This is a genomic window from Micromonospora sp. URMC 103, assembly GCF_051386435.1.
In the GTDB taxonomy this organism is placed as follows: domain Bacteria; phylum Actinomycetota; class Actinomycetes; order Mycobacteriales; family Micromonosporaceae; genus Micromonospora.
Window position 1 is genome coordinate 388,007 of sequence record NZ_JBPQTR010000006.1, and the last position, 25,624, is coordinate 413,630.

Annotated in this window: 20 protein-coding genes; 5 read left to right on the forward strand and 15 right to left on the reverse strand. The window is 73.7% G+C overall.

Annotated elements, in window-relative coordinates; genetic code table 11:
- Window positions 1-26: 26 nt before the first annotated feature.
- On the reverse strand, window positions 27-3,371 hold the full coding sequence (locus tag ACSNOA_RS28040; RefSeq protein WP_436662783.1) for a S8 family serine peptidase: 3,345 nt from the start codon (window positions 3,369-3,371) through the stop codon (window positions 27-29).
- A 137-nt stretch (window positions 3,372-3,508) separates the two neighbouring features.
- Between ACSNOA_RS28040 and ACSNOA_RS28045 the strand changes: the two genes are divergently transcribed.
- Together ACSNOA_RS28045 and ACSNOA_RS28050 are read left to right on the forward strand one after the other, a co-directional pair.
- On the forward strand, window positions 3,509-4,066 hold the full coding sequence (locus ACSNOA_RS28045) for a sugar O-acetyltransferase (RefSeq protein ID WP_436662784.1): 558 nt from the start codon (window positions 3,509-3,511) through the stop codon (window positions 4,064-4,066).
- Between the two features lie 101 nt (window positions 4,067-4,167).
- Window positions 4,168-6,741: a hypothetical protein gene (locus ACSNOA_RS28050; protein WP_436662785.1), complete on the forward strand. Its 2,574-nt coding sequence runs from the start codon at window positions 4,168-4,170 to the stop codon at window positions 6,739-6,741.
- 6 nt (window positions 6,742-6,747) lie between these two features.
- On the opposite strand, the gene ACSNOA_RS28055 is transcribed toward ACSNOA_RS28050, so the two are convergent.
- The 4 genes from ACSNOA_RS28055 to ACSNOA_RS28070 form a co-directional block, all read right to left on the reverse strand.
- Window positions 6,748-7,395 carry a nucleoside/nucleotide kinase family protein gene (locus ACSNOA_RS28055; RefSeq protein ID WP_436662786.1) on the reverse strand — a complete coding sequence of 216 codons (648 nt, stop codon included), beginning with the start codon at window positions 7,393-7,395 and terminating at the stop codon, window positions 6,748-6,750.
- Window positions 7,395-8,036 carry an SIMPL domain-containing protein gene (locus ACSNOA_RS28060; protein WP_436662787.1) on the reverse strand — a complete coding sequence of 214 codons (642 nt, stop codon included), beginning with the start codon at window positions 8,034-8,036 and terminating at the stop codon, window positions 7,395-7,397. The genes ACSNOA_RS28055 and ACSNOA_RS28060 overlap by 1 nt, the downstream gene beginning before the upstream one ends.
- 39 nt (window positions 8,037-8,075) lie before the next feature.
- Window positions 8,076-9,101 (reverse strand): prephenate dehydrogenase, encoded by a 1,026-nt coding sequence (locus ACSNOA_RS28065; RefSeq protein ID WP_436662788.1) that lies wholly within the window; start codon window positions 9,099-9,101, stop codon window positions 8,076-8,078.
- A 119-nt stretch (window positions 9,102-9,220) separates the two neighbouring features.
- Entirely contained in the window at window positions 9,221-10,150 is a 930-nt protein-coding gene (locus ACSNOA_RS28070) for a DUF4034 domain-containing protein (RefSeq protein ID WP_436662789.1), read from the reverse strand.
- A gap of 187 nt (window positions 10,151-10,337) precedes the next feature.
- On the opposite strand from ACSNOA_RS28070, the gene ACSNOA_RS28075 reads away from it, so the two are divergent.
- Window positions 10,338-12,179, forward strand: a complete 1,842-nt coding sequence (locus tag ACSNOA_RS28075; RefSeq protein WP_436662790.1) for a M48 family metallopeptidase — start codon at window positions 10,338-10,340, stop codon at window positions 12,177-12,179.
- A gap of 82 nt (window positions 12,180-12,261) precedes the next feature.
- Here the strand turns inward: ACSNOA_RS28075 and dapC are convergent, their stop codons facing one another.
- Both dapC and fdxA read right to left on the reverse strand, forming a co-directional pair.
- Complete coding sequence (gene dapC / locus ACSNOA_RS28080; RefSeq protein WP_436663404.1) at window positions 12,262-13,371, reverse strand: succinyldiaminopimelate transaminase; 1,110 nt, start codon at window positions 13,369-13,371, stop codon at window positions 12,262-12,264.
- Window positions 13,368-13,694 (reverse strand): ferredoxin, encoded by a 327-nt coding sequence (gene fdxA / locus ACSNOA_RS28085; RefSeq protein ID WP_076466513.1) that lies wholly within the window; start codon window positions 13,692-13,694, stop codon window positions 13,368-13,370. Before fdxA ends, dapC begins: the two co-directional genes overlap by 4 nt.
- Window positions 13,695-13,774: 80 nt before the next feature.
- Between fdxA and ACSNOA_RS28090 the strand changes: the two genes are divergently transcribed.
- The gene (locus tag ACSNOA_RS28090; protein WP_436662791.1) at window positions 13,775-14,956 is read left to right on the forward strand and encodes a GNAT family N-acetyltransferase; all 1,182 of its coding nucleotides are present in this window, start codon (window positions 13,775-13,777) and stop codon (window positions 14,954-14,956) included.
- A gap of 292 nt (window positions 14,957-15,248) precedes the next feature.
- Here the strand turns inward: ACSNOA_RS28090 and ACSNOA_RS28095 are convergent, their stop codons facing one another.
- The 3 genes from ACSNOA_RS28095 to mshB all read right to left on the reverse strand — a co-directional run bounded on the left by ACSNOA_RS28095 (window position 15,249) and on the right by mshB (window position 17,170).
- Window positions 15,249-15,713, reverse strand: a complete 465-nt coding sequence (locus ACSNOA_RS28095; protein ID WP_436662792.1) for a hypothetical protein — start codon at window positions 15,711-15,713, stop codon at window positions 15,249-15,251.
- Between the two features lie 78 nt (window positions 15,714-15,791).
- Window positions 15,792-16,229, reverse strand: coding sequence for a hypothetical protein (locus ACSNOA_RS28100; protein ID WP_436663405.1), 438 nt, complete (start codon window positions 16,227-16,229; stop codon window positions 15,792-15,794).
- 17 nt (window positions 16,230-16,246) lie between these two features.
- A complete protein-coding gene (gene mshB / locus ACSNOA_RS28105; protein WP_436662793.1) occupies window positions 16,247-17,170 on the reverse strand; it encodes an N-acetyl-1-D-myo-inositol-2-amino-2-deoxy-alpha-D-glucopyranoside deacetylase in 924 nt (307 codons plus the stop codon).
- Between the two features lie 85 nt (window positions 17,171-17,255).
- Here mshB and ACSNOA_RS28110 point away from each other — a divergent pair, with 85 nt between their 5' ends.
- Window positions 17,256-19,403 carry a prolyl oligopeptidase family serine peptidase gene (locus ACSNOA_RS28110; protein ID WP_436662794.1) on the forward strand — a complete coding sequence of 716 codons (2,148 nt, stop codon included), beginning with the start codon at window positions 17,256-17,258 and terminating at the stop codon, window positions 19,401-19,403.
- A gap of 67 nt (window positions 19,404-19,470) precedes the next feature.
- Here the strand turns inward: ACSNOA_RS28110 and ACSNOA_RS28115 are convergent, their stop codons facing one another.
- From ACSNOA_RS28115 to ACSNOA_RS28135, 5 genes are all read right to left on the reverse strand, one after another.
- Window positions 19,471-21,213 carry an ABC transporter substrate-binding protein gene (locus ACSNOA_RS28115; RefSeq protein WP_436662795.1) on the reverse strand — a complete coding sequence of 581 codons (1,743 nt, stop codon included), beginning with the start codon at window positions 21,211-21,213 and terminating at the stop codon, window positions 19,471-19,473.
- Window positions 21,214-21,367: 154 nt separating this feature from the next.
- Window positions 21,368-22,354 carry an ABC transporter permease gene (locus ACSNOA_RS28120; RefSeq protein WP_436662796.1) on the reverse strand — a complete coding sequence of 329 codons (987 nt, stop codon included), beginning with the start codon at window positions 22,352-22,354 and terminating at the stop codon, window positions 21,368-21,370.
- 70 nt (window positions 22,355-22,424) lie between these two features.
- Window positions 22,425-23,432, reverse strand: a complete 1,008-nt coding sequence (locus ACSNOA_RS28125) for an ABC transporter permease (protein ID WP_436662797.1) — start codon at window positions 23,430-23,432, stop codon at window positions 22,425-22,427.
- Window positions 23,429-24,496, reverse strand: coding sequence for an ABC transporter ATP-binding protein (locus tag ACSNOA_RS28130; RefSeq protein ID WP_436662798.1), 1,068 nt, complete (start codon window positions 24,494-24,496; stop codon window positions 23,429-23,431). Before ACSNOA_RS28130 ends, ACSNOA_RS28125 begins: the two co-directional genes overlap by 4 nt.
- Window positions 24,493-25,599 carry an ABC transporter ATP-binding protein gene (locus ACSNOA_RS28135; protein WP_436662799.1) on the reverse strand — a complete coding sequence of 369 codons (1,107 nt, stop codon included), beginning with the start codon at window positions 25,597-25,599 and terminating at the stop codon, window positions 24,493-24,495. Before ACSNOA_RS28135 ends, ACSNOA_RS28130 begins: the two co-directional genes overlap by 4 nt.
- Window positions 25,600-25,624 lie beyond the last annotated feature (25 nt).

Sequence of the window (25,624 nt, forward strand, 5' to 3'; positions counted from 1 at the left end):
GCCCGCGGACCCGGAGGAGGTACGCCTCAGCGCAGCCGGTAGGCCTGGATGACGTGCTGCCGCACGGTGTTGCCGGCCGTGTCCCGCGCGGTGGCCCGCAGGGAGACGTGACCGGCGCCGGTGGGATGCCGGACGGTGGCCGCCCAGCCGTCGCGCGCGGGTCGTACCCACGCCCGCTGCCAGGTCGCGCCGCCGTCGTAGGAGACCTCGACCGTGAGGGCCGCGACCCGGGCCGACGGCGCGCCCGGTTGCCGCTGCACCCGGACCGGGATGGTGAAGCTCCGTCCGGCCGGCGCAGTGTTCGCCGCGTCCAGCGGCGGCGCGAAGCGCACCGCCATCGCGGGCAGCCGGGCGAAGTCGTCACCCGGGACGTGCCGGGACCGGAACGTCCAGGCCACGCCCACCTCGGTGCTCAGGTCGGTGAAGCTCCGCCGCGTCAGGGTCTCCATCCGGTAGTCGGCGGCACCGGGCGGCACCGCGAACTCTCCGTAACCCGGTTCGGCGTTCTCGCCGACCAGCGCGCCGTTGCGGTAGAGCGCCGTCCGGGCGCTGTCCGGCACCGATCCGCCGGCGTGCCCCTGGGCGTCGCTGTGCAGCGGCACGTCCAGAACGATGACGTCGCCCTGCCGGGTGAGGCCCTGCCCGGGCCAGCTCGGCGCCGGGAAGGACGGCCCGTACGGGGCGCTGTTCCAGTCCTCCCGCGTCCGCTGGCCGGCCCGGTAGGCACGGGGTTCGCCGACCAGCACCGCGCGGGGTTCGAGCCAGCCGTCCTCGGCCCGTACGCCGAACGTCAGTTCGGAGGACCAGCGCACGCCGCGGGTGTTGTAGTGCTCGACCCGCTGCCCCGGCACCGCCGTGGGCAGCACGACCGCCCAGCCGCCCACGTCGGACGCGAGTCGCGGGTAGGCCACCCGCTCCGCTTCCAGCCCCGGATAGCCGCCGCGGAACCGGTGGGTGACGGTGGCCAGGTCGCGGCTGCGGTAGTGCCGGTCGAAGCCGGTGGGCATCCGCCCGGGGAAGCCCTCGCTGAGCGCGTAGAGGTACGGGCTGCTGGCCGCCTCCCGGTCCGCCCACTGGCTGCCCACGGTGCCGATGAAGGACTTCGGTGACCCGTCCGGGCCGAGCTGCGCGGTGGACAGGCCGGTGAAGTCGAAACCGAGCACGCCGAAGCCGTACGAGCTGCCGTCGTCGGCGACGAAGTTCGCGCCGATGTCGACGAGCAGCGGCGTGGCCGTGCGGTCCGGCACCGTGGTCCGGACCGGCCTGGCCCGCCGGGCGTCGACGGTGACCACCGTGTCGCGGTCGAGCACCAGCTCGGGGCGGGCGATCAGCGCGGAGCGGAAATCCTGCTCGTCGCCGCTGCCCACGTAGCTGGCGAGGCCGTAGCGCCCCTTGGGTACCCGCACCTCGGCGGTGCCGTCCGGGTCGGACAGGTCGTAGGTGACGAAGCTTTCCAGCCCCGCGAGCGTGGTGTTGGCGTTTCCGGTGGGGGCTCCGGTGTCGTCGAGGTGCCGGACGGCGAGCGTGTAGCTCTCCACCTCCCGGTGTACCGCGAACGGGGTGACCGCCACCGCGTCGCCGGCGCGGGCGACGATCCGGCCCGTGTAGTGCCCGTCCGCGCCGCCCAGCCGGGTGTCGGCGGTGACCCTGGCCGTCGCCGTGCCGCCGGCGGGCACGGTGATCCGGCTGGCGCTCAGGGCGAACATCCCGGCCGGGGCGGGCGTGTCGTCCGGGCCGGTGGCCTCGACGCCGAGGTCGAGGGTGAGCGGCGCGGGCCCGTCGTTGCGCCAGGTCACCTCGCGGGTGATCGGCGCGTCGTCGCCATGCGGCCAGAGCGCCCGGCCGAACGAGACGCTCACCGGGTCGGAGGTGACGGTCTGCGTGATGGCCCGGGCCACGTCGACCCGCCCCGCACCCTGCTGGTACGCGGTCTGCGCCGGGTGGGGCTTCGCCGACGCCATCAGGGTCGCCTTGAGCTGGCCGGCCGCCCAACCGGAGTGCTGCTGGGCGAGGAGCGCCGCCGCGCCGGTGACGTGCGGCGCGGCCATCGAGGTGCCGGAGATGGCGACGTACCCCTCCCCCACCGGGGTGCCGATGACGCCCTGCGCGGCGCGGGCCGCGACGATCTCCACGCCGGGCGCGGTGAGGTCCGGCTTGAGCGCGTCGTCGCCCACCCGGGGCCCGCGGCTGGAGAATTCGGCCAGCGCGTCGTTCCGGTCCACCGCGCCGACGGCGAGCGCGGCGTCGGCGGTGCCCGGTGAGCCGACCGGGGCGAATTCGCCGTCGTTGCCCGCGGACACCACGAAGAGCGTCCCGGTCTGCGCGGTGAGCTGTGACACCGCCTCCTCGAGCGGGTCGTTCCCGGGCGTGTCCGTGCCGGTGAGGCTCATGTTCACGACGTCGGCGTGCTGCTCGACGGCGGCCCACTGCATGCCGGCGAGAATCGCGGAGTCGGTGCAGAAGCTGGTCTCGCAGACCTTGCCGGCGAGCAGCGTGGCGTCCGGTGCGACCCCGCGGTAGCGGCCACCGGAGGCGGCGCCGCTGCCCGCCACGATCGAGGCGACGTGGGTGCCGTGACCCACGAGGTCGCCCGGCGCGGGGTCCTCGGTGAAGTTGCGCGCCTCGGCCACCCGGCCGGCCAGGTCCGGGTGTGTGGCGTCGACGCCCGTGTCGAGCACCGCGACGCGGACGCCCCGGCCCGTGTACCCGGCCTGGTGCGCGGCGGGGGCACCGATCTGCGGCACGCTGTGGTCGAGGGTGACCCGCCGCTGGCCGTCGAGCCAGATGCGGTCGACGCTCCCCGGCGTGTCGACGCGCGCGCCGGTCGCCCGGGCGCTGACCGTCGCCCAGATCTCGCCGGCCCGGTCCTTGGCCGCCGTGCCGGCGAACCCGCCGATGGCGGCAACCTCCCGGGTGACCGTGATGCCCGCCGGCAAGCTGGCACGCCGCTCGGCACCGGCCCGCTGACGGAGGAGCACCGGCAGGTCGTCGCGGCGGGCGTCGTCGTACCCGGCCGCGATGAGCCCCGTGACGTCGAAGAGCCGCCGGTCGACACGGCCCTCCCGGACCAGCGGCAGCGCGTCCTGCGGCACGACCGTGAGCCGGCCGCGCTCGCGGGTGGTCAGGAAACGGACGTGCTCCCGACCCGCACCCGGTCGCACGCTGGCGGCGCCGGACACGGTGACGGTCACCCGGTCGCCCGTGAGCAGGGTGACGGTGGTGGGTTGGCGGTCGGCGGGTGCGGAAGGGGCACCCGGACCGGTGGTGGCGGTGCGGGCGCCGCCCGGCGGTGCGGCCACGGCGACCGACGGGGCGGCGAGGACGAGGGCGAGCGCGACGGCGCCGCCGGACAGGCCTTTGATCAGGCGCAACGGAACCTCCTCGATGGAGCGTCGTTATAACGAGGACATCGATGAGCGCCCCTAGACTTGCATACCGGGTATGCATTGGGAAGCTGAAAAACGCCGAGTCGCGGGTACAGATCGCGGCAGCTCGGGATGATCGGCCCGTGACGTCCATGAAAGACCGCATGCTCGCCGGCGAGCTCTACCGGGCCGACGACCCCGAGATCACCGCCGACCTGGACCGGGCCGCGCGCCTCATGGAACGCTTCAACACGAGCCCCGCAGGCGACCCCGGAGCGCGCCTGGCGGCGCTGCGCGAGCTGCTCGGCGAGGTGGGCGAGGAGACCTGGGTCCGCCCCCCGTTCTACTGCGACTACGGCTCCCGGATCCGGATCGGGCCGCGCAGCTTCGTCAACTACAACGCCGTGTTCCTGGACGTCGCACCGATCACGCTGGGCGCCGACGTCCAGGTCGGGCCGAACGTCCAACTCCTCACCCCGACCCACCCGGTCGAGCCCGAGCCCCGGCGCGACAAGTGGGAGGCCGCGAAGCCGATCGCCATCGGCGACAACGTCTGGCTGGGCGGAGGCGCCATCGTGCTCGGCGGGGTCAGCGTCGGGGCGGACACCGTCGTCGGGGCGGGCGCCGTCGTCACCCGGGACCTGCCACCGGGCGTGGTTGCTCTCGGCAACCCGGCCCGGCCGGTACGCCCCGTGCAGTAGGCATGGGAAACCCTCTCACCTGCGCAAACGGCTCTTTCGGCCGATGGCGGTGCGGCCCGCCACCCGGCACTGTGGGTAGTGGGGCTTCACCGGGAGGCGGGATGAGCGGTCGGGTGCTCGAGCTTCGGGTGCACGGGGTGTCCAACACACCCCCGGCCCAGATCCTCGGGATGCGCCCGGACGGCGACGCCCCGCAACCGCGGCGGGTCGCGGGCGGCCCCGTTACCGGGTTCTACCGCGCCCCCGGCGTCGGCCCCGACGACCCGCTCGTCGTCGAGGCGTACAGCTGGGGGCAGTTGACCTCCGGGGGACGGACCGCGCGCGATGTCGAACGCGCGCTGTGGACGCTGCTGCTGCCCTTCACCCTCGCGAACGTGGCCCTGCACGCCCGGCCCGGCATACCCGCGGACCCGGCGCAGGAGCGGCCGACCAGCCGGTCCGGCGTCACCGCGTGGCTCATCCGGCTCTTCTGCCTGAGCCTCACCTGCTCCGTGGTCGTCACGGTGACCGGAATCGGCGTCGATCTGGTGGGCTGGCAATGCGTCGACGAGGCCTGCCTCGGCCGGATCCCCGGCCCCTGGAAGTTCCTTGGCCACGGCTGGTGGAGCGAGGGGGCGCGGGCACTCGCCGTCGGGCTGCTCGCCCCACTGGCCCTGCTCGCGCTGCTCGGGGTGGTCACCTGGCGCACCTACCAGTACGAGGCGGAGCTGCCCGCCGGGACGGACCTTCCCGGGCCCGCGGCCGCCCCGGACCACCAACCGGAACCCGCGGCGCCGCCCCCGACGAACCCGTTGCAGGACCCCACGTTCTGGTACGGGGAGGGGCAGGTGCGCCGCGCCGCCGTGCTGCACCTGTGCACCGGCGTGGCAGTCGCCGCGGCGGTGCCCCTCGGCGCCGTCCTCGCCATGGACCCGCCCCGGGGCGTACGGACGGTGGTCGCCGTGCCCGCGGTCCTGTCGTGCGGCGCCGTGCTGCTGATCGCCGCGGTGGCCCTGAGCCGGCCGTACCTGACCCGACGGTCCGGCCCCGCCCCGCTCGGCCGGTGGAGCGTCACGGTGGCCGCGTTCACCGCGGTCGCCCTGGCCGGCACCGTCGTCCTCCTGCTGCTGCCCGACGGGCCCGCCGGCACCCCGCTCGCCGACCTCCGTCCGCCGCCGGGCTGCACCCGTGACCCCGCCCTGCCGGGCTGCCTGGCCGACCGGTCGCTGCCCGGATATGACTGGATCGTCTCCTGGCTGGGCCTCGGTCAACTGCTGCTGCTGATCGCCATCGGGGCGGTCGCCCGGTCCGGCCGCCGGGCGCTCGCGGCGCCCGCGTCGGCGGCGGTGCTGTTCGCGCTCGGCGTGGCCTGGCTCGGCGGCTCGCTGCGCCCGCTGCCCGACGCACCGGAACCGCTGGCCGTCTGGATGCTCGCCGTACCCGCCGTCGCCGTCGCCGCGGTGGGTCTGGTGCTACCCCGCGCGCGCCCCGCCGGCGAGGCCCAGCCCCCGCCTCCGCACAGCGCGGTGGCCTGGGGCGGCCGGGGTCCGGCCGTGATCGCCGGCTCCGGCTGGGTGCTCTGCGTCGCCAACTGCGCCGGGCTGCTCTACTGGGTGGCCGACCGGCTCAACAACGGCGCCACCCCCAGCGGACGGTCCACGGTCGTCCCCCCGATACCGGTCCTGTGGGGCGGGCTCGCCTTCGCCGTGGCGCTCGTCGCGCTGGCGGTCACCCTCGCCCGTGCCGGCCTGCTCTTCCACCGGCTGCGCCGCCGGGCGTACGCCGAACTGGCGCCCCCCGGGCACGACCTCTCCCCGCACGACCTGCGCCGCGTCCGCGACGTGGCCGCCTTCCACGCCCTCCACCGGCTCGTCGGCGAGCACGCCGTACGCCTCGTCGGACGCTACGCGGTCGCCGCGACCGTGCTCGTGGCCGTCTGCTGCGCCGCCGTGCTCTCGCACACCCGGCCGCACCCCGCGGAGGCCACCGACGGCGCGGCGGTCGTGAAGGTCGTGGCCGACGTGGGCGACTCGATGCTCGGCTGGCTGCCGGTGTTGCTCGCCGGGATCGGCGCGCTGGTCTACCGCAACGACACCGTACGGCGCACCGTGGGCGTGATCTGGGACGTGGGAACCTTCTGGCCGCGGGCCGCCCATCCGCTCGCCCCGCCCAGCTACGCCGAGCGGGCCGTGCCCGAGTTGCAGACCCGCATCGCCGGGCTGCTCGCCCTCACGGCGCACGACCCGCGCCGCGTCGACGGGATCATCCTCTCCGGCCACAGCCAGGGCAGTGTGCTGTGCGCGGCCGTCGTCCTCCAACTGGCGGCACGGTGGCGGCGGCGGATCTGGCTCTTCTCGTACGGCAGTCAGCTGACCCGCCTCTACGGTCGGGTGTTCCCGGCGTACTTCGGGCCGGACCGGCTGCCCACGCTGGCCGGGGCGCTGACCGGCCCGGCCGGGACCGGCTGGACCAACTTCTGGCGGGACACCGACCCGCTCGGCTGGCCCGTCGACGCGGGCGAACGGAACCTCGCCGTCCACGATCCGGAGGCGCTGCACCCCCGGGGCGGCGAGGTGGCGGACCCGCCGATCCGGAACCACAGCGGGTACCCCGACGCGCCGGAGTTCCGGCAGGAACGGGCCCGCGTCGCGCGGCTGCTGCGGCCCGGGGTACCCGTACCCCGGCGGGGCGGCTGACCGCGGTCACTCCGGCAGGGGGTCGGCCAGCCGCACCACGAGATCGGCCCGGTCCGCGGTGCCGGACACCAGCGTGGCGTTCGCCTCGTCGCTGCCCAGCGCCCAGGCGCGGGCCTGCTCGGGTGTGCGCCCGTACGCCTCGTGCCGGGCGGTGAGCCGGCGCAGCCGCACCTCCGCGTCGAGGTCCAGGAACCAGGCCTCGTGCAGCAGCGTGCGCACGTCCTCCCACGGGTCGTCCGGCAGCAGCAGGTAGTTGCCCTCGGTCACCACGAGCCGCACCTCCGGCGGCACCTCGATGGCGCCCGCGACCGGCTCCTCCAGGTCGCGTCGGAACATCGGCGCGTAGACCGAGGTGGGTTCCAGGCGGTGCAGGCGGCGCAGCAGCGAGGCGAAGCCGTTGGCGTCGAAGGTGTCGGGGGCGCCCTTGCGGTCGGCGCGGCCGAGCCGCACCAGCTCCGACTGGGCGAGGTGGAAGCCGTCCATGGGCACGAGGCGGGCCGTCGGCCCGACCTCGGCGACGATCCGTTCGGCCAGCGTGGACTTGCCGGCGCCGGGCGCGCCGGCGATGCCGAGCAGCTGGCGCGGACCCGCCGCGGCCAGCGCGCGCGCCCGGTCCACCAGCTCCCCGACGGTGAGCACCCGTGCCGTCGTCATCAGCCCAGGACCGGCTCGCTGATCGTGAACCGCGCCTGCACGGCCGCCTGCACGGTCTGCGGCTGCGGATCGAGGTCGAGCTCCGGCGTGCCGCCGCCCTCGGGACCCCCGGCGTACGCCATCCGCGCCATCATGGGCCGCTCCACACCGGCGTCGGCGAGTTCGAGGAGCGCGGTGACGCGGGCGCCGAGCGCCTCGGCGTACTCCCGGGCGCGGGCGAGCGCGTCGGCGATCGCGGCGTGCCGCGCCTCCCGGTGGGCCGGGCTGTCCGGCCGCAGCGACCACCAGGGCCCCGCAACCTCCACCTGGTCCTGGTCGGCCAGCCGGAGCATCAGCTCGCCGAGGGCCGTGAAGTCGCTGACGGTCACGGTCGTGGTGACGCTGCCGTGCCAGGCCACCACCCGCTCGGTGGCGCGCCGGGTCTCCGGCCGCACCCGCAGGTCGCCGGTCTCCCGCCGGTCGATCACCGACCCGGTGCCGTCGAGCAGCACCCGGACGGCGGCGGCGCGCTCCGCCAGCCGGGTGAGCGTGGTCTCGCGGTCCCGGTCGCGGGCCGTCACGGTGACCGTGAACTGGGCCCGCTCGGGAGCCACCTCCCGGTACGCCTCGCCGCGTACCGTCACGACCGGCCCGTCCGCCATGCCCTCACCCTAGTCGCGGCCGGGCGTGCGCGCCCGGGCTCAACCCGCGCCGGTGGCCGGCGGGCGATGCTCCAGGTACGCCACGACGTCGCCGTCGGTCCGGCAGCCACTCAGGTATCCCCCGGCGGCGCCCAGCTCCAGCAGGTACGCCACCTCCGCCGTGTGGTCGCCGCCGGCCGGGAACTCCCGGCGTCCCGGCACCGTGGCGCGGTCGGCCAGAGCGCCGCGCAGCTCCTGCGCCTGCCGGTAGCGCGCGACGAGGGCCGGCAGGTCCTCCCGCCGGAGCGCGTCGGCCAGGTCGTCGAGGAACGCGCTTACCTGCGACAACTGCCGGACGACCTGGTCCCGGTTCTGGAACAGCATGTCCGCGGTGCGCGTCGCGGGCGTGCCGGCCACCCGGGTGCCGTCCCGGAAGCTGCCCGCCGCCAGACCGAGCACGGCGTCGCGGACGTCCGAGCCGGCCACCGCACCCGCGAGGCTCCCCGCCAGCAGGTGCGGGACGTGCGACGAGAGCGCGACCACCGAGTCGTGCACGGCCGGCGACATGGGCACCACCCGGGCGGAGAAGACGTCCACGAGGAGGCCGGCAAGCGCCCGGAACGGCTCGATCCCCTCGGGCGCGGGGCAGAGCACCCACGCCGCCCCGTCGAAGAGCCCCGGGACGGCCGAGGTCAGCCCCGCCCGCTCGGTGCCCGCCATCGGGTGGCCCGGCACGAACCGGTCGGTGAGCCCGTGCTCCCCGGCGAAGCGGGCGACGGCACCCTTCGTGCTGCCGACGTCGGTGACCACACACCGGTCACCGGTGTGCTTGACCACCGTGAGCAGCGTCTCCGGCAGGCTCGGCAGCGGACCGGCGAGGAACACCACGTCCCGGTCCCGGACGGCCGCAGCGAGGTCGTCGGGAAAACGCACCCCCCGCGCACGCCCCTCGGCCCGCGTGGCCGGATCCGGGTCCCAACCGACGACGTCCGCGTACGCCTCGTGCAGGCGGAGCAGGATCGACCCGCCGATGAGACCCGTGCCCACCACGGCGATCCTCGGCTGCCCAGCGGGCCTGTCCACCATCACGCACCTCGGCGTCTCGGTCGGTGTCGTGGCCGGGTGGCGGTCGACCCGCCCCTGCCACCGCGGGGCGTCGTCGGCCCCGACTCGGTCGGGCCGAGGATATCGCCGCGCTGCCGCGCTCAGCCGCTCGCGCCGGCAGCTTCCGCCCGCCACTCAAGGAACGGCAGCTCCGGTTGCCGGCCGTTCAGGTACTGCCAGGGCCACTCGCTGACCTGGTCACCGATCACCTCGAACTGCCCGGCGGCCGAGCGGAGATCACCGGAGAGCGCGAAGGCCATGGCGAACGAGTTGTGCACGCTCGGCCAGCCGGGCCGGCGACGGTAGTCGGGGTGGCGAACCGACGCGTCCGCCGCCGCGTTCAGCTCGGCCCGCACCGCGTCGTCGCCGATGTACTCGCCGTCCTCACCCACCGGAAGATCGAGCCACTTCTCCAGGTGCGCGACCGCGACCAGGTGCCCGAGGGGCGCGCCCGTCGGCGCCTTGGCCACGGTGGACCGGGCGAAGTCGAACATCTCGTCGTGGCTGCCGAACCATTTCTCGCAGCGGTACTGGAGCATCTGCTCGTGGGCGATCCGGTGCCACGGGTGCCGGGCCACCACGTCGTCGAAGCGGCGCTGCGCCTCGTCCCGGTCGACCTGACGGCCGCGCGCCGACATGACCAGGAAGACCCGCGCGGTGACGTCGTCCGGATCGCGGTCCGCCACCTCGTCGAGGCAGTTCTCGGCGAACTTCAGCCGCCGCCAGAACTCCTTGAACTGCTCCTCGCGGGTCTGCGAGGCGCGCGCGCCGCCGCGCGCCTCCCAGGCCCACTTGACCGCGTGCGCCCCGCGGACCAGCAGTGGCAGGGTCGACGACGGCTCGGCGTCGACCCACTCGCCGATCCAGTCCTGGAGACCCGTGACATCGGCCGCCATCGAGACGTAGAACGCGTGGTCGTCCGGGTCGGTGACCGGGACGAGCAGGTCACGGGCCGTCCGCCAGTCGCGCCGTCCCAACGCCTCCTGCAACGCCGCCGCGGTCGGGTCGCCCTGGGCGCGGTCGACCCGCACGGCCGGCACCTCCGCCTGCCTCGTCCTACGCCGGAACGGCCACATCTTGATCTTCCCTCTCCCGTCGGTCCCGGCAGATCGTAGGGGCAGCGCAGGTCGACCGGAAGGGGGTTGTCCCGGAAAGATCAACGTCGTACGGTCCCCTGCGCCGCCCGCTAGGAGGCGGGAACGGGGAGGGGGACGACCCATGACCGCGACCTACCGGGCACTCGCCTCGGTGGTGATGCTGATCGGTTTCTACGTGGTCGCGCTGCTGCAACTCGCCGCGGTCGTCGCGCTGGGCGCCTGGTTGATCGACGTCAGCAACGCCGTCGTCGCCGGGAAGCTGTTGATCCCGCTGCTCGTCGCGCTGGGCGCGGTGCTCGTCGGTCTGTGGCGCGCCGTGCGTACGAAGAACGAACCGATGCCCGGCCTGATCCTCGGCGAGCGCGAGGCGCCCGAGCTGTGGGCCGCGGTGCGCGACCTGGCCCGGGCGGTCGGCACGCGGGCGCCCGACGAGATCCGGTTGGTGCCGGAGGTCAACGCGGCGGTCAGCGAGCAGAGCCGTCTGCTCGGCCTGATCGGCGGCCGCCGGATCCTCTACGTCGGGATGCCGCTGCTGCAGGCGTTGCGCGTCGACCAGCTCCGCTCGGTGCTCGCGCACGAGCTGGGCCACTACTCCGGCCGGCACACCCGCCTCGGCGGGGTCGCCTACCGGGGCCGTCTGGCGATCGGCCAGACCATCGAGCGGATCAGCAGCCGGAACCCGGTGGGCTGGGTCTTCCGCGGCTACGCGCGGCTCTACCTGCTGGTCGACAACGCGGCCTCCCGGCGGCAGGAGTTGGCGGCCGACCGGTCGTCGGTGCTCCTCGCCGGCCACGAGGCGGCCACGTCCGCACTGCGTACGCTGCCTCCGCTCGCCGCCGCCTGGGCCTTCTACATGCGCCGGTACGTCGAGCCGGGCTGGTCGGCCGGCCTCGCGCCGGACGACCTGTTCGGTGGCTTCGCCCAGCTGCTGAACGCTCGACGGGACGAGATCGCCGGCCTGCGGGAGAACGCACCCGACGAGGAGCAGTCACGCTGGGACACGCACCCGCCGATCGGCATCCGGATCGCCGCCATGCGCGACGTCCCCGCCGGTGACGTCCCCCCGGACGAGCGACCGGCCGCCGTGCTGCTCGCCGACATCGCCGCCGCCGGCCGCCAGCTGCAGGGCGTGGTGGTGGACCACGGTGCGCGGCAGGTGCTGCCGTGGGCCGGGTTCACCGCGGCGGCGGTGGCCGCCGGAGTGCAACGCGAGGCGGACACCGTCTACCGGGCCGCGGGCCGGTTCGCCGCGACGGCCGAACCGGGCCTCGCGACCGTGCTGGACCTGGTGCGGGCGGGCCGGCTCGGCGCCTTCGCCGAGCAGTTCTTCGCCAACGCCACCCGCAAGGAGGCGGCGCAGCGCTTCGCCGGCCCGATGGAGCTGCTGCTGAACAACGCGGCCGTCCGCTCCGGCCGGGCGCACTGGGAGCTCTCCTGGTCGGGGCCCGCACGCCTGGTCGGCGCCGACGGCGAGCCGTGGGATCTCGCCGAGATCGCCAAGCTCGCGGTCTCGCCGGAGACCGTGGACGAGGCGGTGACCCGGCTACGCGAGCGGGGTGTCGACCCGGCGGGAGCGACCGTCGTGCAGAGCCGCGTCACCGGCCAGGACGCGGACCTGGTCGGCGGGCTGGCCAACATGAAGGTCGACGGCAGGGAGCACGACCTGCTCGTGCTCGACCGGGGTCTTCTCCTCGTGCCCGACCCCGGCCGGGCCAGCCAGGGCGAGAAGCGGCTGAAGGCCCTGGTCGGGTCGGTGCCGATGGCCGAGCTGGCCACCCGCTACCCGTTCCTGCCGTACGAGGAGATCAGCTCGGTCGAGGTGCAACGTGAGGTGCCGCTGAAGGCCACCCTGACGCTGCACGACGGCCGGACGGTGGTTGTGCAGGAGTTGTACTCCAGCGAGCTGCTGGAGAAGCACAGCCGGGACAACCTCCTGGCCGTCTTCCGCCGGATCACCGACTGACCGCCGGATCCCGCCGGATCAACCACTGACCGCCGGGTCCCGCCGGCCGGCCCGCGCCGGCCGGCGGTGACACGGTCGGGTTCTACGCCTCGGCGAGCCGGCCGGCGACGGCCGCGACGTGCTCGTCGGACTCGGTGAGCGCCACCCGGACGTGCTGCCCGCCCGCCGGCCCGTAGAAGACCCCCGCGGCCACGAGGATGCCCCGACGGGCCAGCCAGTCGACCGTCTTCCAGCAGTCCTCGTCGCGGGTCATCCAGAGGTAGAGACCCGCCTCCGAGTGCTCGACGGTGAACCCGGCCGCGGTGAACGCCAGGTACAGCGCCTCCCGCCGGGCCCGGTAGCGCTCCCGCTGCTCCTCGGCGTGCCGCTCGTCCTGGAGGGCGGCCACCATGGCGGCCTGCACCGGAGCCGGGACGATCATCCCGGCGTGCTTGCGCACCTTCAGCAGCTCGGCCACGAGCGCCGGGTCGCCGGCCACGAAGCCGGCCCGGTAGCCCGCCAGGTTGGACCGCTTGGAGAGCGAATGCAGCGCCAGCAGGTTGTCGTACGAGCCGCCGCAGACCTCGGGTGACAGGATCGAGACCGGCTCGGCGGACCAGCCCAGCGGCAGGTAGCACTCGTCGCTCGCGACGATCGCGCCGCGCTCCCGCGCCCAGTCGACCACCTTGCGCAGGTGGCGGGCGGGCAGCACCTGCCCCGTCGGGTTGCCGGGCGAGTTCACCCAGACCAGCCGGACCCGCGACGTCGGACCGACCGAGGTCAGCGAGTCGGTGCGGACGGTGGTGGCGCCGGCCAGGCGTGCCCCGTCCTCGTAGGTGGGGTAGCAGATCGACGGCACCACCACCACGTCACCCGGCCCGATGCCGAGCAGGGTGGGCAGCCAGGCGACCAGCTCCTTCGAGCCGATGGTCGGCAGCACACCGAAACCGTCGACCCCGGCCCCGCACGCCCGGGCCACCCAGGCGCTGATCGCCGCCCGCAACGCCGGGGTGCCGGCCGTCAACGGGTAACCGGGAGCGTCGGACGCGTCAGCGAGCGCCTGCCGGATCACCGGGGGCACCGGGTCGACCGGCGTACCCATGGAGAGGTTGATGAGCCCCTCCGGATGCGCCGCAGCCAGGGCGGCCGCGGCGTCCAGGGTGTCCCAGGTGAACTCGGGCAGTCGTGCCGAGACCGGCGCGGGCGGGTTCAGTGGCCCTCACCGCGCGGCGGCTGGGCGGCCACGAAGGCCGCGTCCTTCTCGACCTTGCCGATCTTCGAGGCGCCGCCGGGCGAGCCCAGGTCCTCGAAGAACTCGTAGTTGGCGCCGGTGTAGTCCTTCCACTGCTCCGGCACGTCGTCCTCGTAGAAGATCGCCTCGACGGGGCAGACAGGCTCACAGGCACCACAGTCGACGCACTCGTCGGGGTGGATGTAGAGCATCCGGTTGCCCTCGTAAATGCAGTCGACCGGGCACTCCTCGATGCATGCCTTGTCGAGCACATCCACGCACGGCTCGGCGATGATGTAGGTCACCGGTCTTCTCCTCCGCAAGACGCGCCGCGATCTCCCGCGACGGTAAGAGCCTAGTATCTCGCCGGGGAGGGGGTCGATCGATGCTGGGTCAGCAGGATGTGGGACACCGGATCGTGGTCCGCCGGATTGTGGGCATTCGCGAGGGCCGGCCGCTCTTCTCGGACGCCCTCGGCGAGCTGGTCGAACTGGACGAGACCCATCTCACGCTGGCCACCGCGCAGGGCCCGCTGCGTGTCCCCCGCGGGGAGGTGCACCGCGCCAAGCGCGTGCCGCCCACCCGCCGGCCCACCGCCGCCGCCGTGACCGAGCTGGAACTGGCCGCCGACGAGGCGTGGCCGGCGCCGGTACGCGACCGGCTGGGTGGCTGGCTGCTGCGGGCCGCCGACGGGTGGACCGGCCGGGCCAACTCGGCGCTGCCGGTCGGCGACCCGGACCGGCCGTTGCCGGCCGCGCTGGACGCGGTCGAGCGGTGGTACGACCGGCACGGCCTGCCGCCCATGGTCAACACGCCGTTGCCGCTCGCCGCGCCGGTCGGCGCCGAACTGGACGCCCGCGGCTGGGCGAGCCGCCCACCGGTGCTGGTGCAGACCGCGCCACTCCCGCTCCCGGCCGCGCCGCCTGCCCCGGATGGGCTACCGACCGACGTGCCCGCGCCGGATGCGCTGCGGGCCGACGCGCCCGCGCCGGATGGGTTGCCGGCCGACGCGCCCGCGCCGGATGCGTTGCGGGCCGACGTGCCCGCGCAGGATGGGTCACCGTCCGACGCGCCCGCGCCGGACGGGTTGGCGGCCGGCCTGCCGTCGTCCGCTGGGCCGCCGGTCGCCGGGGCTACGCAGGCCGCTCAGGCGTCTGCCGCGGCGGCGGTCGTGGAGCTGGCGACCGCGCCGGCGCCCGAGTGGCTGGCGGTCGCGTCGGGACGCAAGGGTGGCCTCGCGGACGCCGCCCGGCACGTGCTCACCGCCGTGGACCAGGTCCGTTTCGCGCACGTGTACGTGGACGGGGCCCTCGTCGGGATCGGCCGGGGCACGGTGACCGGACAGGGGCGTTGGCTGGGGTTGAGTCTCCTCGAGGTGCTGCCGCAGGCTCGCCGGCAGGGGCTGGCGAGCCGGATGATCCGCGCCCTGGCGGAGTGGGGCGCGCAGGCCGGCGCCACGCACGCGTTCCTCCAGGTCGAGCAGCACAACAGCGGCGCCGTGGCCCTCTACCGGCGGCTCGGCTTCACGACCCACCACACGTACCGGACGCGGGTCGCCCCGCGCTGACCACCGCGACTCCCCTCCACCCACCCGACCACCGACCCGACCCCGAGATCGACTCCACTTCGCCGACGTGGCGGTATCCCCGCGACCCGGACACCGCCACGTCGGCGAAACGGAGTCGATCACCCCGCAGCCGCTCCGCGATCTTGCACTTAGTACCCCCACAATCCGGACACAAGCCGCGTTTCACGGGCCGAAACTGCAAGATCGCGGAGAGGCCGGGGACCCGCGTGAGCGCCGCGAGGCTGACGGGTCGGGCGACGTGCGCGGGGCCCTCGGTCTCGTCCTGCGCGGGCTAGCGGCGGACTACCTTGCGGGGCTTGGCTGCCTTGATCTCCGCGTACCGCTTGAGGCTCTGCGAGCGGTGGTCCAGCCCGAGCGCCGTGAGCACCAGGTAACCCACGAGCGTCCCGGCGCCGGTGGCCGCCAGGTAGAGCCAGATCTGGGCGAAGAAGGTGCCCGCGCCGCCGGCGAACGGGCTGTCGCCGACCAGCAGTGGGCCGACCAGCACGGTCAGCAGCATGGCCACGAGCACGGCACCCGCCACGTCGGCCGCCCAGTCGCCGAGCGGCTGGCGCCGCCCCCACTGGAACGCCACCACGGCGAGGATCAGCCCGATGAGCACGAACATTCCCAGCGACACCCGGTCGGCAGCGGCGTCGTCGCCGTCCGTGCCGAAATGGATGATCAGCCGGGCCGCCACGTTGACCAGAAAGAGCGCACCCGCGAGCACCCCGATGTCGCGCCAGCGCTTGTCCATCGCACGACCTCCCGCTCCACCGCCCGCCCCCGGGGCAGTGTCCTGGCAGGAATATCTACCACCGCAAGCTGTGTGCCGTCAGTCCCCCACCCGGACGGTGGGTACCGCGAGGATCTGCCGGAAGCCCATGACGGCGAACGTCATGGCGCCCGCCACGATCATGACCAGGCCGACCCAGTTGTCGCCGGCGAGCAGCAGGTCGCCCTCGGACGTCCGCACGGCCGCGACGGCCATCAGCAGGAACCACGGCACGGCGGGCAACGCCACCGACCAGCGGCGGCCGACGGCCTCCCGGGCGAACCAGCTCAGCACGATGTTCGCGCCGATCGCCACCAGCACCGACACCCCGATGAGCTGCCCGGCCACACGGACCGTGGCGAGGAGGAGTTCCAGCACCCCGGAGACCGTGCCGGCAACGACGGCCACGAGGCCGCCGGCCACGCGCAGGCCGGCGTCGATCAGGCGCGGGGGCGGGCCCGCGGGCGGCGGGCTGGTCTCGTCCGGGGCGACCGACATCGGGGCGGCGGGAAGCGTCACCGCAGGCCGGCCGCCGTGACCGGGGCCCGGTCCGGGCCGAGGGCGGGGAGCCCCGCGAAGAGGTCGTCCTCCCAGCCGTACGGCCCGCTGCCCGGGCCCTTCTCCCCCACCGCGAGCGTGAAGTACTCCACCCCGAGGAACTCGGCGCCGAAGTTGCCGGCGATGGTGTGGAGCCAGGAGTCGGCCGGGATCTGGGTGGCGTGGGCGCGGATGGCCGCCTGCTTCGCGGCGTGCTGGTCGGTGCCGTCGATGCGGGCGGCGATCTGGGCGTCCGGGGTGCCGAACGGCAGCTCGGCGACGTCCTCGATGCCGGCGAACGGGTTGTCGGCCGACTCGGTGAACTCGGTCATGCCCGCCTCGAGCACGCTGAGCGGCATGGCGGTCCAGTAGATCTTGGCCGGCGCGACACCCTCGGCGGCGGCCAGCTCGGCGGCGCGCATCGCCACCCGGTGCGCCTGGATGTGGTCCGGGTGCCCGTAGAAGCCGTTCTCGTCGTACGTGATCATGACCTGCGGGCGGACCTCGCGCATGATCTCCACCAGGTGCCCGGCGGCCTCGTCCAGGTCGGCCTGCCAGAAGGCCCGGGGGTGCTCGTTGGTGGCGAGGCCCATCATCCCGGAGTCGCGGTAGCGGCCCGGGCCGCCGAGGAAGCGGTGGTCGGTGACGCCGAGCGCCGCACAGGCGGCGGCCAGCTCGCCGAGCCGGTAGCCGCCGAGCTGGTCGGCCTCGGCGGCGGCGAGCTGGGCCAGCTCCGGCACGTGGATCTCGCCCTCCTCGCCGAGCGTGCACGTCACCAGCGTGACGTGGGCGCCTTCGGCGGCGTAGCGGGCCATGGTCGAGCCGGTGCCGATGGTCTCGTCGTCCGGGTGCGCGTGGACCAGCAGCAGGCGGCGGTCAGGCAGCGTCGTCACGCCCGTCACTCTAACCGGCGGTTCCGCCCGACCGGCCCGGACGCGTCCACGCAGGTCGGCCACATCACCCCGGCAACCGCCTTACGATCTGGCCGTGGACTATCCGGAGCTGGCCGCCCGTACCCGCCGGTTCAGCCACGGTGCGCCGCGCGCCGTCTCCGTGGCCGACGACGGCTCCCGGGTGATCTTCCTGCGCTCGGCCGGTCCGGAGGACCCGGCCGACGCGCTCTGGCTCCTGAACGTCGCGAGCGGGGAGGAGCGGTTGGTCGCCGACCCGGCGGCGCTGCTCGGGGCGGACGCCGACGCGAGCGCGCTCTCCGCCGGCGAGCGCGCGCTGCGTGAGCGGCAGCGCCTCAGCGCGGGCGGCATCGGCTCGTACGCCCTGGACGCGGCCGGCCGCGTGGCGGTCTTCGCACTGGCCGGCCGGCTGTTCCGCGCCGACCTCGTGCACGGCGACGTGGTCGAGGTGGCCGCCGTGGGGCCGGTCCTCGACCCGCGTCCGGACCCGGCCGGCGAGCGGCTCGCGTACGTCACCGACGCCGCCGACGGGGTCCGCCGTGGCGAGCTGCGGGTGGTCGACTCCGACGGCACGGACACCCTGCTCGCCGGGGAGGACGCGGGGGTGACCTGGGGTCTCGCCGAGCACATCGCGGCCGAGGAGTTCGGGCGGTTCCGTGGCTACTGGTGGGCGCCGGACGGCCGCTGCGTGCTCGCGGCCCGGGTGGACGAGTCCCGGCTGGGCCGGTGGCACCTGCACGACCCGGCCGACCCGGCGAGCCCGCCGGTCGCCGTCGCGTACCCGCAGGCCGGAGGGCCGAACGCGGAGGTCAGTCTGCACCTGCTCGACCTCGACGGCGGCTGGGTCGACGTGCACTGGGACCGCGAGACCTACCCGTACCTGACCGCGGTGAGCTGGTCCGAGGGCGGGCCGCTCATCACGGTGCTGCGCCGGTCCCAGCAGCACGGCCTCGTGCTCGCGGTCGACCCGCGCACCGGCGAGACCCAGGTGCACGCCGAACTGGCCGACCCGCGCTGGGTGGAGCCGATCGCCGGCACACCGGCCCACCTGCCGGACGGCCGGGTGCTGGTGGGCGGTGAGCTGGCCCACGACGGGTACGACGCCCGCTGCCTCTTCGCCGACGGCACGCTGCTCACCCCGCCCTCGCTCTACGTACGCCGGGTGGTGGGCCGGCTGCCGGCCGCCACGGCCGGTCCGGCCGACCTGTTGGTCGAGGCGAGCGACGGCGAGCCGAGCGAGCGGCACCTGTTCCGGGTGCGGACCACGATCGGCGGCGGGGTGGACGCCCGGCGGCTCACCACCGACTCGGGTTGGCACACGGCCGCGGTCGGCGGCGACGTGCTCGTGGTGGGGGTCGCGTCGCTCGACCACGCGGGGGTCCGCTGGACCGTGTGGCGGGGCGACGAGGAGGTGGCGGAGCTCGTCTCGCACGCCGCCACCCCGCCGTACTCGCCGTTGCCGCTGCTGGAGCGGGTGACCGACCGGCGGCTGCCGAGCGCCGTGCTCTACCCGAACAGCTATGTGACCGGGCGGCGGTTGCCGGTGCTGCTGGACATCTACGGGGGGCCCGGCCACCAGGAGGTGGTGGCCGCCCGGGCGGCCTGGCTGGAGCGGCAGTGGTGGGCCGACGCGGGCTTCGCCGTGGTGGTCGTGGACAACCGCGGGACGCCCGGCGTCGCGCCGTCGTTCGAGAAGGCGATCCACCGGCGGGTGGCCGACGTGATCCTGCTGGACCAGGTGGACGCGTTGACCGCGCTCGCCGACAAGCACCCGGATCTGGACCTGGGCCGGGTGGCGGTGCGGGGGTGGTCGTTCGGCGGCTGGCTGGCGGGCCTCGCGGTGCTGCGTCACCCGGAGTTGTTCCGCTGCGGCATCGCCGGCGCCCCGGTCAGCGACTGGGGGCTCTACGACACGGCCTACAGCGAGCGTTACCTGGGCCTGCCGGAGGACGGCGCGGACGTCTACGCGCACCACTCGCTGATCGAGCTGGCCGCCGAGCCGGTGACCGCCTCGGAACAGGCCCGGCCGCTGCTGCTGGTGCACGGCATGGTCGACGACAACGTGGTGGCCGCGCACACGCTGCGCCTGTCGGCGGCGCTGCTGGCCGCCGGCCGGCCACACTCGGTGCTGCCGTTGACCGGCGCCACGCACATGGCCGCCGGTGGCCTCGCCGAGCGGCTGCTGAAGCTCGAGCTGGACTTCGTCCGCTCCCACGTGGGATAGGGCGCGCGGAGACACGGCGGCCCCCGGTCGACGACGCTGTCGACCGGGGGCCGGTCCGGGAGGTGCGTTACGGCTTGACGAACGCGTTCACGAACGACGGGTAGCCGAAGACGCTGGAGATGAACACCCCACCGGCCTTCGAGCCGTGCACCACGTAGGCCACGTCGACGTACATCGGCACGACCGGGGCGTGCTCCTTCATGATCCGCTCGTCGAGCTTGCCCCACTCGGGGCCCTGGTCCGCCGGGGGCATGGCCAGGATCCGGTCGAACTCGGCGTTGATGGCCGGGTCGTTGAAGTACGACTGGTTGCTGTTGCCCTCGGGCTTGATGGTGCGGCCGTCGTAGAGCACGGGCAGGATCGAGGCGCCGCTCGGCCAGTCCGCCGCCCAGTTACCGATGTACAGGTCCCAGGGGTTGTCCTTCTTCTTGATCTCGTCGAGCTTCGCGTCGTCCGGGATGTTCCGCACGGTGATCTTGAAGCCGGCCCGCTCGAGGTTCGCCTTGAGCTGGGCGCCCTGCTGCTGCTCGACCGATCCGTCGGAGACGCCGAGGACCAGCTCCGGGGTCTTGCCGCCGAGGAGTTCCTTGGCCTTGTCGACGTTGCCGGTCGGGCCGGCCGGGTACGCCTCGTACGCCTTGAAGCCGATGGTCGACGGCGGCATCAGCGTGGTGAGCGGCGCGGCGACGGTCTGCCCGCCCAGCGCCTTGATCATCCCTTCGCGGTCGATCGCGTAGTTCAGCGCCTGCCGGACCTTGAGGTCGGTGACCCGCTGGTTGTTGATGACGAGCTGGTTCGCGCTCGGGGTCGGCGAGAGGATGGTGCGGGACTTCAGCGCCGCGTCGCCGGCCACCTTGGCCACCAGCGAGGCGGGCACGAAGTTGAAGGCGACCGCGCTCTGGTCGGCACCGTTGTCGGCGATGACCCGGTTGTTGGCGGCGTCGGCGGTCGGGCCGAAGGTCCAGACGAACTGGTCCGGGTACTGGTGCCGGACCGGGTCCGTGTTCGGGTCCCAGTTGGTGTTCCGGTCGAGGGTGAGCTTCACGCCGACCTGGTTCGAAGCGATCTTGTACGGCCCGGACGAGAACGGCCGGGTGTCGAGGTTGACGCCGGTGTCCTTGTCCGGCGGCAGCGGCGCCGTGGTGGGCAGCGACACCGCGAACGGCAGGTCACAGCGGGGCTTGGTGAACTCGAAGCGCAGCGTCTTGTCGTCCGGCGTGGTGAGCCCCGGCGGCAGCGAGCCCTTGTTCTTCTTGAAGTCCCACTTGGTGTCGAACTGCGGGCTGTCGGCGAGCCACTCCTGGATGTAGGTCGGGCCGCTCGTGAGGTCCGGGTCGAAGGAGCGGGCGATGCCGTACGCGATCTCCTTGGAGGTGATCGGCCGCCCGTCCTCGAACTTCACCCCGTCCTTGATCTTGAATTCCCAGACCTTGCAGTCGTTGTTGACGTTGGTCCCGGGCGTCTCGGCCAGGTCGCCGACGAGGACGAGGCCGCCCTTGCCGTCGTCCTTCCAGGTGGTGAGGTAGCGGGCGAAGAGCGGGTTGGCCATCAGACCGGCGAACGAGTACGTCCGCTGCGGGTCGAGGTGGGAGATGGGGGTCTCCCGGATGATGGTGAAGGTGCCGCCCTTCTGCGCCCCGGCCACCTCGGCGGCCGGCCCCTGGGAGTCCTTCGGGTCGGTCGCGATGACCCCGGTCTGCGTACGGTTGGTGTCCACGGTGGTGCCCTCGCCCGTGTTCTTCGAGCAGGCACCCAGTGCCACAACCAGTGCGATCGCGCCGCCAGCGGCGGCCGCCACGCGTGGTCGCATCTCCTACCTCCTCCACCCATCTGTCTGCGGTCGCCGGAGGTGGAACCGCCGACGTCCCGAGGATCGTAAAGAAGAAAACCTACGAGTTGTGTAACAGTTGTCGATAAATTTCACCGCCGTCCGACCGCCCTTCACCGGGCCGGTGGCGGCCCGGTCAGCGCAGCCGCACCCGGGGGTCGATGGCCGCGTACAGCAGGTCGACGAGCACGTTCGCGAGCACCACGAAGACCGCGGCGATCAGCACGGTGGCCATGATGGTGGGCAGGTCACCGGAGCGCACCGCGTCCACGGCGGTGCGGCCCAGCCCCTGGATGCCGAAGGTGGTCTCGGTGATCACCGTGCCGCCGAGCGCGCCCCCGACGTCGAGGCCGGCGATCGTCACCACGGGCGTGATGGCGGCGCGCAACGCGTGCCGGCCGTACACCTTCGGTTTGGCCAGGCCCTTCGCCCGCGCCGTGCGGACGAAGTCCTCCGACAGGGTCTCCAGCATCTGCGCGCGCGACAGCCGGGCGTAGATGGCGGAGAAGAGGAACGCCAGCGACACCCACGCGAGGACGAGACCGCTCGCCCACTTCAACGGATTGTCGAGGATCGACGTGTAGCTGGGCACCGGCAGCAGCCGCAGGTTGTAGACGAAGACCAGCAGCAGCACCGCGCCCACGAAGTAGAGCTGCAACGACGCGCCGGTCAGCGAGAAGCCGATGGCGAGCCGGTCCAACCACGTGCCCCGGCGCAGCGCGGAGATCATGCCGAGCCCCACCCCGAGCAGCAGCCAGAGGACCGCCGCCGGGATCACGATGCTCAACGTCACGGGCAGCACCCGCGCGATGGTGTCCGAGACCGCCTCGTTGGTGACGTACGACCAGCCCAGGCAGGGCGCGTCGCAGTGCCCGCCCTGGGCGCTGCCCAGGTCCCGGCCGGTGACGATGCCCTTCATGTAGCCGGCGTACTGCGTGACCAGCGGATCGTTGAGGCCCAGCTCGTCGCGGACCCGCTCCAGCCGCTCCGGGTTGCAGTTCTTCGGGCACATGCCGGTGACCGGGTCGCGCGGCAGCGCGAAGAACATGAGGAACGTCAGCACGCTCACCGCGAACAGGGTCAGCGTGGCGGAGAAGAGCCGCTTGACCAGGAATCGCGCCATCAGAGCCTCTCTCCATTCGCGACTGCGGGGCTCCGCTCCGCCGCACTCCTCGCGCTCATACCGACAGCCCTCACCGGGACGACTTCGGGTCGAGCGCGTCACGCAGCGCGTCGCCGAAGAGGTTGAAGGCGAACACCAGCGCGAAGATCATGATGCCCGGGAAGAACACGTACGCCGGGTCGGTCTGCAGGTAGTCGAGGCTGCGGTAGATCATCCGGCCGAAGCTCGGAGTCTCGTCGCTCAGCCCGACGCCGATGAACGAGAGCGCCGCCTCGCTCGTGATGAACTGCGGCACGGCCAGCGAGAACGACACGAGGATCGGCGCCCAGATGTTCGGCAGCAGCTGCCGGAAGAGCATGTGCCCGAGCCCGGCGCCGCTGGCCTTGGCGGCCTCGACGAACTCGCGCTCCCGCAGCGCGATCACCTGGCCGCGGACCAGCCGGGCCGTGCTCGTCCAGCCGAAGACCGCGAACACCGCGATGAGCACGCCCACGCCGAACGCCGAGGAGACCTGCTCCCGCTCGCCGTAGAAACGCAGCACGAGGGTCGGGGTCAGCGCCAGCGCGATGACGAGGAACGGCATGGCCAGCGTGAGGTCGGTGATCCAGTTGATCGCCGTGTCCAGCCAGCCGCCGAGGTAGCCGGCGAGCGTACCGAGGACGATCCCGATGGTCGCCGTGATGACGGCGGCCGCGAAGGCAATGAACAACGACGTACGCAGGCCGTAGATCAGCCGGATGAAGATGTCCCGCCCGAGCCCCGGCTCCAGCCCGAACCAGTGGTCACCCGAGACGCCGCCGGCGTACCCGAGCGGCATGCCGAAGCCGTCGAGCAGGTTCTGGAACTGCTCGCGCGGGCTGATGCCGTAGGCCATCTCGATCAAAGGGGCGACCAGCGCCAGCACCATGAAGAAGACCAGCATGCCGCCGCTGACCATCGCCGTGCGGTCGCGGCGCAGCCGGAGCCAGGCGAGCTGGCCGGGCGAGCGGCCGACGACGTCCCGCCGCTCCGGCGCCCCGGCGTCGCCGCCGGACTCGATCTCGGCCAGCGCGACACCCTCCACCGGGGAGAGGCTCACTTCGACACCTCCTCGACGGTCGGGTCCGCCGGACCGGCGGTCTCGACGGCGACGGGCCCGGCCTCCGGAAAGTGGCAGGCCGCGGCCTGGGCGCCACCGTCCCGCGGCACCAGCGCGGGCTCCTCGGTCGCGCAGACCTCCTGCGCCTTCCAGCAGCGGGTGCGGAATCGGCAGCCCGACGGCGGGTCCAGCGGCGTGGGCACGTCGCCCGCCAGCCGGATGCGGCCGCCGGGGCCCAGCTTCGTGACGTCGGGAATGGCCGAGAGCAGCGCCCGGGTGTACGGATGTTGCGGCCGCTCGTAGATGTCCGCCCGCTCCCCGATCTCGACGATCTTGCCCAGGTACATGACGGCGACCCGCTGGCAGAAGTGCCGCACCACCGCCAGGTCGTGTGCGATGAACACGAACGCCAGCCCGAGGTCCCGCTGCAACTCGCGCAGCAGGTTGATGACCTGCGCCTGGATGGAGACGTCGAGGGCGGAGACCGGCTCGTCGGCGACGATGAGCTTCGGCCGCAGCGCCAGGGCCCGGGCGATGCCGATCCGCTGCCGCTGCCCGCCGGAGAACTCGTGCGGGTACCGGTTGTAGTGCTCCGGGTTGAGCCCGACGATCTCCAGCAGTTCCTGCACCCGCGCCTTCACGCCGCCGGGCGGCTTGACCCCGTTGACCTGCAACGGCATCGCGATGATCCGGCCGACCGTGTGCCGGGGGTTCAGCGAGGCGTACGGGTCCTGGAAGATGATCTGGAGGTCCTGGCGCAGGGGACGCAGCTCACGCCGACCGGCGTGCGTGATGTCTCGTCCCTCGAACTCGATGCTGCCCGCGGTTGGCTCGAGCAGGCGCACGAGCATCCGCCCCGTCGTGGTCTTGCCGCAGCCGGACTCGCCCACCAGGCCGAGCGTCTCCCCCGGCCGCACCTCGAAGTCCAGCCCGTCCACGGCCCGCACCAGGTTGCGGCCGCGCAGGCCGCCCACCGGAAAGTGCTTGGTCAGCGCGCGTACCCGCAGCAGCGGCTCGACCTCCGCGCCCGACCCGACCCGCGCCTCGTCCACCTGGACACTCATCGGGCGACTCCCACCTGTGCGACCTCCTCGCGGTACAGCCGGACCCGTTCCTCGGCGGCCAGGTGGCAGGCCACCAGGTGGCCGTCCTCGCCGGTCGGGCCCAGTTCCGGAACCTCGGTGCGGGACCGGTCGCCGTTGCGGTCCGCGTACCGGCAGCGCGGGTGGAAGGCGCAGCCGGGAGGCAGGTTGATGAGGCTCGGCGGGTTGCCGCGAATCGGCAGGAGGTCCGCGTCCGCGTCGCCGTGCAGCGAGGGCACGCTGGAGAGCAACCCCCAGGTGTACGGGTGCTGCGGCCGGCGCAGCACCTGCTCGACGCTGCCGTGCTCGACGGCCCGCCCGCCGTACATCACGAGCACGTCGTCGGCCACCTGGCTGACCACGCCCAGGTCGTGCGTGATCATGATGATCGCGCTGTGGAACTCGGCCTGGAGGTCGGCGAGCAGGTCGAGGATCTGCGCCTGCACGGTGACGTCCAGAGCGGTGGTCGGCTCGTCGGCGATGAGCAGGTCCGGGTCGTTCACCAGTGCCATGGCGATCATCGCCCGCTGGCGCATGCCGCCGGAGAACTCGTGCGGATACTGGTCGAAGCGGCGCGCCGGCTGCGGGATGCCGACCCGGCCGAGCATGTCGACCGCCCGCTGGCGGGCCTCCCGCTTCCCGGCCCGCGGGTGGTGCACCCGGTACGCCTCGGCGATCTGCTTCCCGACGGTGTAGTACGGGTGCAGCGCGGAGAGCGGGTCCTGGAAGATCATCGCCATGTCGCGGCCGCGCAGCCGGCGTACCTCCTCCTCGGGCAGGCCGACGAGCTGGCGGCCGCCCACGAAGATCTCGCCGGTGGTGGTGCTGCGCCGGGGGTCGTGCAGGCCGAGGACGGCCAGCGACGTGACGCTCTTGCCCGAGCCGGACTCGCCGACGATGCCGAGCGTGCGACCGCGCTCCACCGCGAAGGACACCCCGTCGACCGCGCGGACCACGCCGTCGGTGGTGTCGAACCGCACCCGCAGGTCCCGTACCCGCAGGTAGGGGTCGTCGCTGCTGCGCTGCTCCGGAACACTGGGGCGATCGCCCGGTTGCCCGGACGGCGCCGACTCCGGACCGACCACGACCGCCTCCCTCAGTGACGAAGAG